The 13,661-nt window shown below is 58.9% G+C and carries 14 protein-coding genes; 4 read left to right on the forward strand and 10 right to left on the reverse strand.

Features of this window, described 5'->3' with window-relative positions; all coding sequences use genetic code 11:
* The first annotated feature begins 61 nt into the window (after positions 1-61).
* Entirely contained in the window at positions 62-1,279 is a 1,218-nt protein-coding gene (locus tag ACZ89E_RS29385) for an argininosuccinate synthase (protein WP_133840112.1), read from the forward strand.
* 128 nt (positions 1,280-1,407) lie between these two features.
* On the opposite strand, the gene ACZ89E_RS29390 is transcribed toward ACZ89E_RS29385, so the two are convergent.
* On the reverse strand, positions 1,408-2,130 hold the full coding sequence (locus ACZ89E_RS29390) for a hypothetical protein (RefSeq protein ID WP_476256902.1): 723 nt from the start codon (positions 2,128-2,130) through the stop codon (positions 1,408-1,410).
* Between the two features lie 566 nt (positions 2,131-2,696).
* Here ACZ89E_RS29390 and ACZ89E_RS29395 point away from each other — a divergent pair.
* A complete protein-coding gene (locus ACZ89E_RS29395) occupies positions 2,697-3,323 on the forward strand; it encodes a response regulator transcription factor (protein ID WP_054045186.1) in 627 nt (208 codons plus the stop codon).
* A gap of 43 nt (positions 3,324-3,366) precedes the next feature.
* Here the strand turns inward: ACZ89E_RS29395 and ACZ89E_RS29400 are convergent, their stop codons facing one another.
* The 8 genes from ACZ89E_RS29400 to metG all read right to left on the reverse strand — a co-directional run bounded on the left by ACZ89E_RS29400 (position 3,367) and on the right by metG (position 10,451).
* Positions 3,367-3,546: a PA3496 family putative envelope integrity protein gene (locus ACZ89E_RS29400; RefSeq protein WP_149657982.1), complete on the reverse strand. Its 180-nt coding sequence runs from the start codon at positions 3,544-3,546 to the stop codon at positions 3,367-3,369.
* Between the two features lie 106 nt (positions 3,547-3,652).
* The gene (gene nth / locus ACZ89E_RS29405; protein WP_463258346.1) at positions 3,653-4,291 is read right to left on the reverse strand and encodes an endonuclease III; all 639 of its coding nucleotides are present in this window, start codon (positions 4,289-4,291) and stop codon (positions 3,653-3,655) included.
* A 25-nt stretch (positions 4,292-4,316) separates the two neighbouring features.
* Positions 4,317-4,895, reverse strand: coding sequence for an Rnf-Nqr domain containing protein (locus ACZ89E_RS29410; protein WP_149657980.1), 579 nt, complete (start codon positions 4,893-4,895; stop codon positions 4,317-4,319).
* Positions 4,888-5,499 carry an RnfABCDGE type electron transport complex subunit G gene (locus ACZ89E_RS29415; RefSeq protein ID WP_476256903.1) on the reverse strand — a complete coding sequence of 204 codons (612 nt, stop codon included), beginning with the start codon at positions 5,497-5,499 and terminating at the stop codon, positions 4,888-4,890. The genes ACZ89E_RS29410 and ACZ89E_RS29415 overlap by 8 nt, the downstream gene beginning before the upstream one ends.
* On the reverse strand, positions 5,496-6,488 hold the full coding sequence (locus tag ACZ89E_RS29420) for an RnfABCDGE type electron transport complex subunit D (RefSeq protein ID WP_149657978.1): 993 nt from the start codon (positions 6,486-6,488) through the stop codon (positions 5,496-5,498). Before ACZ89E_RS29420 ends, ACZ89E_RS29415 begins: the two co-directional genes overlap by 4 nt.
* Positions 6,475-7,686 (reverse strand): electron transport complex subunit RsxB, encoded by a 1,212-nt coding sequence (rsxB, locus tag ACZ89E_RS29425; protein ID WP_476256904.1) that lies wholly within the window; start codon positions 7,684-7,686, stop codon positions 6,475-6,477. The genes ACZ89E_RS29420 and rsxB overlap by 14 nt, the downstream gene beginning before the upstream one ends.
* Positions 7,683-8,252: an electron transport complex protein RnfA gene (locus ACZ89E_RS29430; protein ID WP_149657976.1), complete on the reverse strand. Its 570-nt coding sequence runs from the start codon at positions 8,250-8,252 to the stop codon at positions 7,683-7,685. The genes rsxB and ACZ89E_RS29430 overlap by 4 nt, the downstream gene beginning before the upstream one ends.
* 147 nt (positions 8,253-8,399) lie before the next feature.
* Positions 8,400-10,451, reverse strand: a complete 2,052-nt coding sequence (metG, locus tag ACZ89E_RS29435) for a methionine--tRNA ligase (RefSeq protein WP_476256905.1) — start codon at positions 10,449-10,451, stop codon at positions 8,400-8,402.
* A 319-nt stretch (positions 10,452-10,770) separates the two neighbouring features.
* Here metG and apbC point away from each other — a divergent pair, with 319 nt between their 5' ends.
* Entirely contained in the window at positions 10,771-11,865 is a 1,095-nt protein-coding gene (apbC, locus tag ACZ89E_RS29440; protein WP_149657973.1) for an iron-sulfur cluster carrier protein ApbC, read from the forward strand.
* A gap of 83 nt (positions 11,866-11,948) precedes the next feature.
* On the opposite strand, the gene ACZ89E_RS29445 is transcribed toward apbC, so the two are convergent.
* Complete coding sequence (locus ACZ89E_RS29445; RefSeq protein ID WP_476256906.1) at positions 11,949-12,707, reverse strand: SDR family oxidoreductase; 759 nt, start codon at positions 12,705-12,707, stop codon at positions 11,949-11,951.
* A 167-nt stretch (positions 12,708-12,874) separates the two neighbouring features.
* Here ACZ89E_RS29445 and ACZ89E_RS29450 point away from each other — a divergent pair, with 167 nt between their 5' ends.
* Positions 12,875-13,606: a HugZ family pyridoxamine 5'-phosphate oxidase gene (locus tag ACZ89E_RS29450; protein ID WP_463258342.1), complete on the forward strand. Its 732-nt coding sequence runs from the start codon at positions 12,875-12,877 to the stop codon at positions 13,604-13,606.
* The last annotated feature ends 55 nt before the right edge of the window (positions 13,607-13,661 follow it).

A 13,661-nucleotide genomic window follows, 5' to 3' on the forward strand; every position in this document is an offset into this window, starting at 1 on the left:
TAAATTATTTCGTATGAGCGGTAGACTTCACGGCTTTCCGTAAACCCCGTGGAGTGATGGCATGGCGGACGTAAACAAGGTCGTTCTGGCGTATTCCGGCGGCCTGGACACTTCGGTGATCCTCAAGTGGCTGCAGGATACTTATAACTGTGAAGTGGTGACCTTCACCGCTGACCTGGGTCAGGGCGAAGAGGTCGAACCGGCCCGCGCCAAGGCTCAGGCCATGGGCGTAAAAGAAATCTACATCGACGATCTGCGCGAAGAATTCGTGCGTGATTTCGTGTTCCCGATGTTCCGTGCCAACACCGTTTACGAAGGCGAGTACCTGCTGGGTACTTCCATCGCTCGTCCGTTGATCGCCAAACGCCTGATCGAAATCGCCAACGAAACCGGCGCTGACGCCATTTCCCACGGCGCCACCGGCAAGGGCAACGACCAGGTGCGTTTCGAGCTCGGCGCCTACGCACTCAAGCCAGGCGTGAAAGTGATCGCTCCTTGGCGCGAGTGGGACCTGCTCTCCCGTGAAAAGCTGATGGATTATGCTGAAAAGCACAACATCCCGATCGAGCGCCACGGCAAGAAAAAATCCCCGTACTCGATGGATGCCAACCTGCTGCACATCTCCTATGAAGGCGGCGTGCTGGAAGACACCTGGACCGAGCACGAAGAAGACATGTGGAAATGGACCGTCTCCCCGGAGAACGCTCCTGATAAAGCGCAGTACCTGGAACTGACCTACCGCAACGGCGACATCGTCGCGCTGGACGGCGTCGAAATGACCCCGGCCACCGTGCTGGCGACGCTGAACAAAATCGGTGGCGAACACGGCATCGGCCGTCTGGACATCGTTGAAAACCGCTACGTGGGCATGAAGTCCCGTGGCTGCTACGAAACCCCGGGCGGCACCATCATGCTGCGCGCGCACCGTGCGATCGAATCGATCACCCTGGACCGCGAAGTGGCTCACCTCAAAGACGAGCTGATGCCGAAATACGCCAGCCTGATCTACACCGGTTACTGGTGGAGCCCTGAGCGTCTGATGCTGCAACAGATGATCGATGCGTCCCAAGTCCATGTGAATGGCGTCGTGCGCCTGAAACTGTACAAAGGCAACGTGATCGTCACCGGTCGCAAATCCGATGAATCGTTGTTCGACGCCAACATTGCCACCTTCGAAGAAGATGGCGGCGCCTACAACCAGGCTGACGCGGCGGGCTTCATCAAGCTCAATGCCTTGCGCATGCGCATTGCAGCCAACAAGGGCCGCAAGCTGTTCTGAGACCTTTGCCGCAGTAATTGAAGCTGTGGCCCTGTCGTCGACGGGGCCACAGCTTCAATGGTGGTTACGCCTGGCATTTCGTTGCCATCGCTTATCTCGTTTCTACTCAAGTTATTAACTTCTTCTGGTCACGCATCAAGCGTTTGATCCAGCACTGTCACGTCCTGTGAGTTCAAGTTGTAAACAACGCATAAGGTCTCGCAAGCGCCTTTGCTTCTGTGTGTGGTGTCTTCCTTCAGTAACTGCTCCGATTGGCTGCAAGCCAGAAACACGATCACTTTCGTGGCGTGGTTGCGTGGTTGACGGATTTTTTCCATCAGGGCAGTGACATCCACCTGTGTGTGCATACCGCGCGTATCAATGATGCTCAAATCCTTCAACTCTCCCGGCAAATAGAGGCTGTGTAGAACCCGGATGCTTGTTTGCAGATGGATGCGGGCCGGCGGATCCTGCGCAGTCCGGAACCAGCGAAACCCTCGGCGCCGGTTCGAAAAGCCGGGCAGGGGACGTTCATAGGTCGACGTGATCACGGCGCCTTTCGGTTTCGCTGGAGCGTCGTTCGGGCGTGGACTTTTTCTGTTTTCAGAACGCCCGGCGTTATCGATGACTTTGACGAAGTACTTGTCTTTTCCAAAATCGGAAGGCGCGTACAGCGATCGATAGTTGAAGTTGAGTGTGAGAAAAAAAAGAAAGAGTAAATAGAACGGAAAACTGATCAGGAACCAGACATAAATTTCTCTTTCGTCGCTATCTAGAAAGGGCAGGGAGATTGCGGCAGAGGTTTCTGAGATCGCTGCAAAAATAGCAATGATGGTCATTGGGTTCGTGATTTTCTTTTGGAGTTTTTTCATGATTTTTGCTCATAAGGTAATGTCTTTTTCTCGTGTGGATAAACGTGTTTGTCGGGAGTAAGGTTGTTGGCTTTTTAAGGTATTTGATTTTAATGAGAGTCCGTTCCGAATAATAGGTTGTGGTCATATAGAGTAACTGTAGTGCTCATGGTTTTTGGATGTTGGGCGTTCTTGTTTCAAAAGTTTTAGAGGGGGTGTGTTCATTTCTTCAAGCGTGGGTAGATCGTTGGCGATTGGCGTTGTGTTACAGGGATTGATATTCACAATGTTAGTTACTATCAGGACTGGCGCCGAAGGCAATAGAGGCGGGGTGGGTTGTACGGTTGTCGGTAATGCGCGGTATTGGTTGTAAGGCGAAACAAAAAAGACACCCGATGTTGAGCGCACTTAAGGATTTCACGGTTTCATGTGCCTTAAATTCAAGGTTTTTTTGTAGGAATAATCCGCGTTGCTTGTAGGGGATGTCTCTCGGTGCGGGTGCTTGGGGGTGGCGGCATGCCATGGGTGAAACGACTAGGCTATTGTGCGGGCTCTAAAAATTCGAACAGCGAAAATTGGACTTGCCCATGAATAAAGTGCTGATCGTGGATGATCACCCCGTCATTCGACTTGCGGTGCGTTTGCTAATGGAACGTCATGGCTACGAAGTCATCGCAGAAACAGATAATGGTGTGGATGCATTGCAACTTGCGCGTGAACATATGCCGGATATTGTCATTCTGGATATTGGAATACCGAAACTGGATGGATTGGAAGTCATTGCCCGCCTGACCTCCGTAGCGTTGCCGTTGAAAGTGTTAGTGCTGACCTCCCAGGCACCGGGGCATTTTTCGATGCGGTGCATGCAGTCGGGGGCCGCCGGCTATGTTTGCAAACAACAGGACCTCACCGAATTACTGAGTGCTATCAAGGCGGTATTGTCAGGCTACAGTTACTTTCCCAATCAAGCATTGCATACGGTACGGTCCAGTCTGGGCAATGCCAGTGAAGCCGATATGGTGGATCGTTTGTCGGGACGGGAAATGATGGTGTTGCAACAACTGGCCCGAGGGAAGACAAACAAGGAGATTGCCGATGGGATGTTCCTCAGCAACAAGACCGTCAGTACTTACAAGACCCGGTTGTTGTTGAAGCTTAATGCGCGGTCGCTGGTGGACTTGATCGAACTGGCCCAGCGTAATGGCCTGGTGTGACGACTTAAAGTAAAAAGCCTCCGTTTCGGGAGGCTTTTAGGTGTCATAAATCAAAATCGTAATCGGCCAATTGCTTTTGCAGTCGGCGCTCCTCCAGCAGATTGTCGATGGTGCGGCGCTTGCTCAGGTTGGTTTTTGCTACCTCAACCACCGGTTCAGCGTCATCGGCTTCAACGGGGGCGAAGTCGTCTTCTACGTCCAATTGCTCTTTGCCAGTGCTCATTTTGTTACTCCAGGCTAAGACTGCCTTTGGCGCTCCTTATATCGACATTCTCCCGGCGGGTAAAAAAGATTTTTTCAATCGGTGAATCAATAATTCTAATAGCGCCTCAATCGTCCGAGGTCTTTTGCTTGTATTCGCACAAGTCTTCGATCCGGCAACTGCCGCAGCGGGGCTTGCGGGCCAGGCACACGTAGCGCCCGTGGAGGATCAGCCAGTGGTGGGAGTCGAGTAGAAACTCCTTGGGCACGAACTTCATCAGCTTGTTCTCCACCTCCACCACATTTTTGCCAGGGGCAATGCCGGTACGGTTGCTGACCCGGAAAATATGGGTGTCCACCGCCATGGTCAGCTGGCGGAATGCCGTATTGAGCACCACGTTGGCGGTCTTGCGGCCAACGCCGGGTAGCGCTTCCAGCGCCTCGCGGGTCTGCGGGACTTCCCCGCCGTGGCGCTCCACCAACAAGCGGCAGGTTTCAATCACGTTCTTGGCCTTGCTGTTGAACAGGCCGATGGTCTTGATGTACTCCGTCAGCCCTTCGACACCCAGGGCATAAATTGCCGCCGGAGTATTGGCTACCGGATAGAGTTTTGCCGTGGCCTTGTTGACGCCGACATCGGTGGATTGCGCCGACAGAATCACCGCGATCAGCAGTTCGAACGCAGAGGAATAGGCCAGCTCGGTCTTCGGCTCCGGGTTGTCTTCGTGCAGCCTGCGGAAGATTTCGTAACGTTTTGCGGCATTCATGGGTGATGCGTTTCCTCGAAAGCGGTCAGTTTGAGGGCGTTGGACGCGGCCAGGCTTGCCACCCGGCGATCAATAGCCCCAGCAGAATAAATCCGCCAGGCGCCAAGGTGGCCAGGCGCAGGCCGCCGTCGGCGGTCAGAACGATGCCGGGCCAATCCAACCCGCCGGTCAGCCAGGTCAGATGAGCGCCGAGGGTGCCGTTGCCGATGAGTTCGCGCAGCAGGCCCAGGCCCACCATCAGCGCGCCGAACAGGCCACACAGGCGTAGACGATCACGCCAGGGACTCTGGAAAAAGTCATTGTTGTCCAGCACCACACATTGCAATGCGATAAGCGCCGCATACAACCCCAGATGTTGCTGCCATTGCAACGACCAGGCTTGCCCGGCGAGTTCGGTGCAACTGGTCAGCGTGGCCGCCAGCAGGACGCCGGCGGGCAGGCGTGCCCATGGGGCAAGTCGGGCGCGCAACGGGCCCATTGCGACGCCATAGGCCGCAATCACCACCACGAACATCAGCCACAGTCCCAGCGCAGTCATCAAGGAGCCGCTGGCGCCGATCAGTGGCGCCAGCATCAGTGAGTTCTGCACAGACGCCTTATTCATGGGAGCCACTCCCCAGCAGCGGTTGCCGATGTTCATCGAAGTAGCGCAACGCATCATGAATCGCATTGATCACGGCTCTTGACGTCGTGGTCGCCCCGGCCATTTGATCGAATTGCCCCTGATCCTTTTTTAACGCCCAGCCATTGTCCGCGGGTTCGGTGCGTGACTTGCCGGTAAAGAGGTGCAGCCAGACATTCGGCCAATCGGCGAGACGACCGCCGAGGCCCGGTGTCTCTGCCTGCTTGAGGGTTTTGACCCCCAGCAGCTTGCCATTGGCGTCGATGGCGATCAGCAATTCGATGGCGCTGGTGTAACCCAGGGTTTGGCTGCGCAGCAACACGGCGCTGGGCAGGCCGGATTTGGTCGCCCGGTAACCCCCCAGCAACGTGCTGTTGCCCAGCGGGATGTTTTCAACGGCGAGTGGTTGTTCCAGCGGTTGGTTGTCGTAGCTGCCGGGCGGCAACATATCCAGCAGCGTGCGACTGTCGATCAGGCGCTGTTCAGCGGCAATGCGCGTCGCGCTGGTGTGTTGCACCAGGTAGGTCGCGCCGGTTCCAAGGCCGGCCAATAACACCAGGATCACAACGCTGGTCGCCCGATTCATGGTGCGGTTCGCTCCTGCCGGGCGGCGACACATCGCTCCAGTGCCGGCACGCAGAGGTTCATCAGCAGCACGGCAAAAGCCACGCCGTCCGGATAGCCGCCCCAGGTTCGAATCAGGTAGGTCAGCAGTCCCACCCCTACGCCGAACAACAGTCGGGCCGTGGGGCTTTTGGCGCCGGACACCGGTTCCGTGACGATAAAGAACGCACCGAGCATGCTCGCGCCGGTGAGCAGATGAAACAGTGGCGAACCATGGGAGTCGGAGCCCGAGCCGTTCCAGCACACCAGGCTGATGACGAACAGGCTGGCGAGCATGCCCACCGGCGCATGCCAGCTGAATACCCGTTGCTGCAGCAGAAACGCACCACCGGCCAGAAACGCCAGGTTCACCCATTCCACACCGCGACCGCCGAAATGCCCGAACGCCGGGTTGCCGGCGAACAGCTCATCCATGGTCAGGCTTTTGTTGATGCGCAGGCTGTCCAGCGCCGTGGCCTGCACCCACGCATCCGGGGTCTGACTGAAACTGAAGCCGAACACCTGGGACAGACCGCCGAGCAGGTCCATGCCATGGGACGATGGCCAATGCGTCATCAGTTGGGGAAAGGTCACCAGCATCAGGGCGAAACCGAGCATGGCCGGGTTGAAAGGGTTCTTGCCGACACCGCCATACACATGTTTACCGAACAGCAGCGCGGCGGCCGCCGCACTGACCGTCAGCCACCACGGGCAATAGGGCGGCAAGGCCAGCGCCAGCAGCGTCGCCGTGACCAAGGCACTGCCGTCGCTCAAGGTCGGCTTGAGCGGGCGCTGGCGCAACTTCAGCACGGCGGCCTCGACCGCCAGCGCCGTCACGGCCGTCAGAATCAGGTTGATCAATACGCCCCAGCCATACAGCCAAAACAGCGCCAGCACCCCCGGAAGGGTGGCCAGCAATACCCGCTTCATGGCCTGCTGAAGGCGTTCGTCCACCGATTCAAGGGGCGACATAGGCCTCCATCAGACGTTCGGCTTCCAGGAGTCGGGCGCGCGCGTTGTCTATCAACTCGGCAGGCGTATCGCCCCGACGTTCAAGTTTGCTGACGTCGGCGCGGGCGTAGGCCAATTCGGTTTTCAGCTGTCGAAGCTGGCTGTCGATCGGGCGTTTTTCGACGCGCACCAGGTCCGGCAACGGTTGATCGCTGACCGCTTCGGCCTCGTGCAAGGCTTGTTCGGCACTCTTCAACGCCTTCTCCAACGCTTCAATCTGCTGCGCCGGGGCTTCGCTGGTTTGCGCTTTTTTCAGCTCTGCGCGGCGCATGGCCAGCTGGATTTTCGCCCGTTTCAGGTCAGCATCTTTCGCCGGGGCAACCGGTGCCGGGGCGGGTGGCGCGGTGCTTTCCAGTTGGGCCAGCGCCTGCTCGGCGGCTTCGAACTGTTGTTGCAGCACGATCAGTTGCGATTGTTGCTCGAAGGTCGGTGGATGGCCGAAGGCCTTGAGCGATTTGTTCAATTGCGCCCGACTCATCGCCAGATCGATCTTGGCCTTTTTCAACGCCGCGTCTGCCGTCGCGGTTTTCTGCGCACGGACCCGCTCAAGGGCGGCCTGTACCGGATTGACCGTCACTTCGCTGGGTTGTGCGGCACGTTGGGCGCGGGCCTGGCGCTCGGTGACTTTCTGTTGTTCTTCACGTTGCAACCGAGCATTGCGCTGTTCGAAACGCCGCCGTGCACGGTTGCGCTTGGTGGCCCGGGCCCGTTGTTCTTCAAGGCTGAACGCCAGGCCGCCGACAATCGGCAGCACCGAGGCCAACGGCAGCGGGTGCATCTCGATGCAGTCCACCGGGCACGGCGCCACGCACAGGTCGCAACCAGTGCATTCATCGACGATCACCGTGTGCATCAGTTTCGCCGCACCAACGATGGCGTCTACCGGGCAGGCCTGGATGCACTTGGTGCAGCCGATGCATTCGGCTTCGCGGATGTAGGCAATCTGCGCCGGGGCCGAGCCGCGACTGGTGTCCAGTTCCAGCACCGGGACTTTCAGCAAGTCGGCCAGGGCGGCGATGGTTTCGCTGCCGCCCGGCGGGCACTTGTTGATCGACTCGCCACTGGCGATGCCTTCGGCGTAGGGCTTGCATCCGGGGTGGCCGCACTTGCCGCATTGGGTTTGCGGCAAGAGGGCGTCGATGCGTTGAATCAGACTCATGTTTTGATCAGTCCACTGAATCCGAGAAAGGCCACTGCGATCAGTCCGGCGCCGATCAACTGGATCGGCAAGCCACGAAAGGGCAGGGGAACATCGTTGTCACGCGTGCGCTGGCACAAGTCGCTGAACAGAATCAGTACCAGCCAGAAGCCCAGACCGGCGCCGAGGCTCAGGGCGGCGGCGTGGAAAAATCCCTTGTCATCCTGGGCGTTGAGCAAGGTCAGCCCGAGTACGCCGGCATTGCCGAGCAACAAGGGCCAGAGGCCTTCGAACGACAGTTTTGGACATGATCGGGACAGCAACATCAGCAGCGGGGCGATCAGCAGAACGCTCAGCGGCAGGAACACGAACAGACGCAGGGCCGTCAGCTCCAACGGCACCAATAGCCAGTGGTAGAGCGCATAACCGAGCATCCCGACGATCAGCATCAGGCTCGCCGTGGCCATGCCCAGCGCATGGACCTGCCGCTGTTCGGCACCCAACAGTGGATCGACGCCCAGCGGCCACTGCAACACGAGGTTGTTGATCAGGGCGGCGCTGATAAGCGTAAGGAGCAGTTCGGTCATGACCTGGTTACCTAAGCGTCCGTATCCACATATCGTTGGGCTGATAATTACAAGATCAGGCCGGCCATGAGAAACAGTATGGGCCAGACATGAAAATCCCACAGTCATGCCGGGCACGACTGTGGGATCGGTTTTGCAGATCGACGCTTACTTGATGCGCTGACCCGGCTTGGCGCCGCTGTCGGGGCTCAGCAGGTAGATTTCTTCACCACCAGGGCCGGCCGCCATCACCATGCCTTCGGAAATCCCGAACTTCATTTTCCGTGGCTTGAGGTTGGCGATCATCATGGTCAGGCGACCATTGAGCTTGGACGGATCCGGGTAAGCACTCTTGATCCCGGAGAACACGTTGCGTTGCTCGTCACCGATGTCCAGGGTCAGGCGCAGCAGTTTGTCGGCCCCTTCCACGTGTTCGGCCTTAATGATCAACGCTACACGCAGGTCCACCGCAGCAAACGCATCGAACTCGATCTCCGGCGACAGCGGTTCCTTGACCAGCTCGCCGTTGCCGGCTGGTGCAGTTTCGCCGGTATCGGTGGCGCTGGCGGTCAGGTCTTCTTTCGAGGCGTCGGTCATGGCTTGCACTTTTACCGGGTCGATGCGGGTCATCAACGGTTTGAACTCGTTGAGCTGATGATTGCTCAGCAGCGTGGCGTGGTCGTTCCAGGTCAGCGGCGCGACGTTGAGGAACGCCTCGGCGTCGGCGGCCAGCAGCGGCAGCACGGGCTTGAGGAAGATCACCAGTTGGCGGAACAGGTTGATGCCCAGGGCGCAGATGGCCTGGACTTCGTCGTGCTTGCCTTCCTGTTTGTTCAGCGACCACGGTGCTTTGTCGGCGATCCAGGCGTTGGCACGGTCGGCCAGGCCCATGATTTCGCGCATGGCGCGGGCGAAGTCGCGAGCCTCGTAGGCATCGGCGATGCTTGGCGCGGCAGCCAGGAAGGCGTCGGTCAGTTCCGGCGCGGCGTTACCCGCCACCAGCACCCCGGCGTTGCCTTTCTGGATGAAACCGGCGCAACGGCTGGCGATGTTGACGACTTTGCCCACCAGGTCGGAGTTGACCTTCTGCACGAAGTCTTCGAGGTTCAGGTCCAGGTCGTCGACGCCACGGCCCAGCTTGGCCGCGTAGTAGTAGCGCAGGTATTCCGGCGACAGGTGATCCAGGTAGGTCCGGGCCTTGACGAAGGTGCCCCGGGACTTGGACATTTTCTGACCGTTGACGGTCAGGTAGCCGTGCACGTTGATGCCGGTCGGCTTGCGCAAACCCGCGCCTTCGAGCATGGCTGGCCAGAACAAGGCGTGGAAATTGACGATGTCCTTGCCGATGAAGTGGTACAGCTCGGCGGTGGAATCCTTGGCCCAGAACGCGTCGAAGTCCAGGTCCGGACGACGGGCGCACAGGTTCTTGAAGCTGGCCATGTAGCCGATTGGCGCGTCCAGCCACACGTAGAAATACTTGCCCGGCTCGCCCGGAATCTCGAAACCGAAGTACGGCGCATCGCGGGAGATGTCCCACTGTTGCAGGCCGGCATCCAGCCATTCGGCGATCTTGTTGGCGACCGCGTCTTGCAGGGTGCCGCTACGGGTCCAGGCTTGCAGCATTTCCTGGAAGTCCGGCAGCTTGAAGAAGAAATGCTGGGAATCCTTGAGCACCGGGGTGGCGCCAGAGATCGCCGACTTCGGATCCTTCAGGTCGGTGGGGGCGTAGGTCGCACCGCATTTTTCGCAGTTGTCGCCGTACTGGTCTTCGGTGCCGCATTTCGGGCAGGTGCCCTTGATGAAGCGGTCGGCCAGGAACATTTTCTTTTCCGGGTCGAAGTACTGCGTGATCGAGCGCTGGGCGATGTGCCCGGCGTCGCGCAGTTTCAGGTAGATCTGGCTCGACAGCTCACGGTTTTCTTCAGAGTGAGTGGAGTGGAAGTTGTCGAAGTCCACCAGGAACTCGGCAAAGTCGGCGCTGTGTTCAGCCTGGACGTTGGCGATCAGTTGTTCCGGGGTGATGCCTTCCTTTTCCGCGCGCAGCATGATGGCCGAACCGTGGGCGTCGTCGGCGCAGACATAGATGCATTGATTGCCGCGGTGCTTCTGGAAGCGCACCCACATGTCGGTCTGGATGTATTCCAGCATGTGGCCAAGATGGATCGAACCATTGGCATAGGGCAGGGCGCTGGTGACGAGGATCTTGCGTGGCTCGGACATGGGGCTCGGCTACTTGATGAAACGGAGGTCGGCCACTATAAAGCGCTGGCGCATATTTTTCACCCCCGAGCCCCAAGGGCTTATTGTTACAAACGTGCTTTTGTGGCGAGGGGCTTGCCCCCGTTCGCCTGCGAAGCAGTCGTAAAATCTGCAAGCGAAGGTGTCCCGGTCAGAAAAAAAGCTGGGGCGGCTCCGCCATCCAACGGGGGCAAGCCCCTCGCCACATGAAGCTCTCCAGCCACAGTAATCTGTTCGCCACAAATCCGTGTCCGGCGTAGGATACCCGCCTGATTTTCCAGTCTTGTTATCGGAGTTGCCCATGAGCGCCCTCAATCGCGCGGCGGTGGAAGCCGTCCTTCGTCAATACACCGACCCTTACCTGAACCAGGATCCGGTCAGCGCCGGGTGCGTGCGCAACATCGACATCCAGGGCGATCGCGTCAGCGTCCAACTGGAACTGGGTTATGCCGCCGGTCTGTTCAAAAGCGGCTGGGCACAGTTGCTGCAAATGGCGATTGAAGGGCTGGACGGCGTGGTCACCGCGCGTGTCGAGATCACCAGCGTGATCGCCGCGCACAAGGCCCAAGCCCAGATCCCGGGCCTGGCCAACGTCAAGAACGTCGTCGCCGTGGCCTCCGGCAAGGGGGGCGTAGGCAAGTCCACCACCGCCGCCAACCTCGCCCTGGCCCTGGCCCGCGAAGGCGCCAAGGTCGGGATTCTCGATGCGGACATCTACGGTCCGAGCCAGGGCATCATGTTTGGCATCCCCGAAGGCACCCGACCGAAGGTCAAGGATCAGAAGTGGTTCGTGCCGATCGAGTCCCATGGCGTCGAAGTGATGTCCATGGCCTTCCTGACCGACGACAACACGCCGATGGTCTGGCGTGGGCCGATGGTTTCCGGTGCGCTGTTGCAACTGGTGACCCAGACCGCGTGGGGCGACCTGGATTACCTGGTCATCGACATGCCGCCTGGTACCGGCGACATCCAGTTGACCCTGGCGCAGAAAGTCCCGGTGGCCGGTGCTGTCATCGTGACGACGCCCCAAGACCTGGCCCTGCTGGACGCGCGCAAGGGCGTGGAAATGTTCCGCAAGGTCAACATTCCGGTGCTGGGCGTGGTGGAAAACATGGCCGTGCACATCTGCTCCAACTGCGGCCATGCCGAGCATCTGTTCGGTGAGGGCGGTGGGGTAAAACTGGCCACCCAATACGGCGTCGAACTGCTGGCCTCGTTGCCACTGGCGATGGCCATCCGCGAGCAGGCCGATGGCGGCAAGCCAACGGTGATCGCTGAGCCGGACAGCCCGATTGCGATGGTGTATCAGGAACTGGCGCGGCATGTCGGCGCGCGGATCGTGTTGCAGGAAGCGGCGACACCGGCGATGCCGAATATCACCATCAGCGACGATTGATGATCTTTTGCAGGAGCCAGGCTTGCCGGCGAAAGCGGACTTGATGACGCCTTCGCCGGCAAGCCTGGCTCCTGCAACGGCGGTTAGATGCGCAACCCGCCATCCATCTCCAGAATCCGGCCGGTGTAATAGTCGTTCTCGAAAATGTACGCCGCCGAATGGGCGATCTCGTCCGGCTTGCCCATGCGCTTGAGCGGAATCCCGGCGGTCATCTTCTCCAGCGCTTCCGGCTTCATCCCCAACGTCATCTCGGTTTCGATAAAGCCCGGCGCAATGCCTGCCACGCGAATACCGTAGCGCGCCAGTTCCTTGGCCCAGGTCACGGTCGCTGCGGCGACACCGGCCTTGGCGGCGGAGTAGTTGGTCTGGCCCACATTGCCGGCCCGGGAAATCGACGAGATATTGATGATTGCGCCGCTGTTTTTCAGTTCGATCATTTTCGCCGCCACTTCACGGGTGCACAGGAACACGCCGGTGAGGTTGACGTCGATCACGGCCTGCCACTGGGCCAGGCTCATCTTGGTCATTTCGCCGTCCTTGACCTTGATCAGCAGGCCATCGCGCAGGATCCCGGCGTTGTTGATCAGGCCATGGATCGCGCCGAAATCTTCGGCCACCTGGGCAACCATGTGCGTCACTTGCTCTTCATTGGCGACGTTGCACAGATAAGCGCGAGCCTCGACGCCCTTGGCTTTGCATGCGGCGACGGTGTCGTCGAGCTTTTCCTGGTTCAGATCGACCAGTGCCAGCTTCGCGCCTAAGCCTGCGAAATACTCGGCCATCGAACGGCCTAAACCCTGGCAACCGCCAGTGATAATGATTACTTTGTCAGTGAGTTGCATTCGCATGCCCTAATAGCAGGTCAGAAAGTGATTTCCTTGTAGAGGGCCTCTCGATCTGCACCTGATGTGGCCTGGCTGCACATGAGAACTGCCCCGATGGCGTGCTGGATACTTATCCCCAGGCGCCTGTCCGTTTTTTCGACGGATTCTATATAAGGAGTCATAAATTGAGCGTTGAAGCGGCCAAGAATGCCCGAGAATTGCTTCTCAAGGAATACCGCGGAGTGCTTTCGACACACTCCAAGGCCATGCCCGGTTTCCCCTTTGGCTCGGTGGTTCCGTACTGCCTGGACGAGCAGGGCCGACCGCTGATTCTGATCAGCCGCATCGCCCAGCACACCCACAATTTGCAGAAAGACCCGAAATGCTCACTGTTCGTGGGCGAGCGCGGGGCCGAAGACGCACAAGCCGTCGGTCGCCTGACGTACCTGGCCGAGGCCGAAAAGCTTGAGGATGAGGCGGCCATCGACGCGGCGGCCGAGCGTTATTACCGTTATTTCCCGGATTCCCAGAGTTACCACAAGGCCCACGATTTCGATTTCTGGGTGCTCAAACCGGTGCGTCATCGCTACATCGGCGGTTTCGGCGCGATACATTGGGTCGATCAACTGACCCTGGCCAACCCGTTCGCCGGCAAGGCGGAAGTGAGCATGGTCGAGCACATGAATGCCGATCACGCCAAGGCTATCGCCCACTACGTCGAGCTAGCCGGTCTGCCGACGACAGCCCCGGCGCAACTGGCCGGCATCGACACCGAAGGCATGCACCTGCGCATCGGCCAGGGCCTGTACTGGTTGCCGTTTCAAGCACCGTGTAATACGCCGACACAAGTCCGGGAAGCCTTGGTTTTCCTGGCTCACGCCGAGCATTGGCCGAAAAATGAAGTGGCCGACGCTTGAATTCACGAAGTGGCGACGTCATCTAGGGAACACTGGCAAGGCATTCTTGCGTTGA

The sequence above is a fragment of the Pseudomonas sp. TE3899 genome (assembly GCF_056279105.1).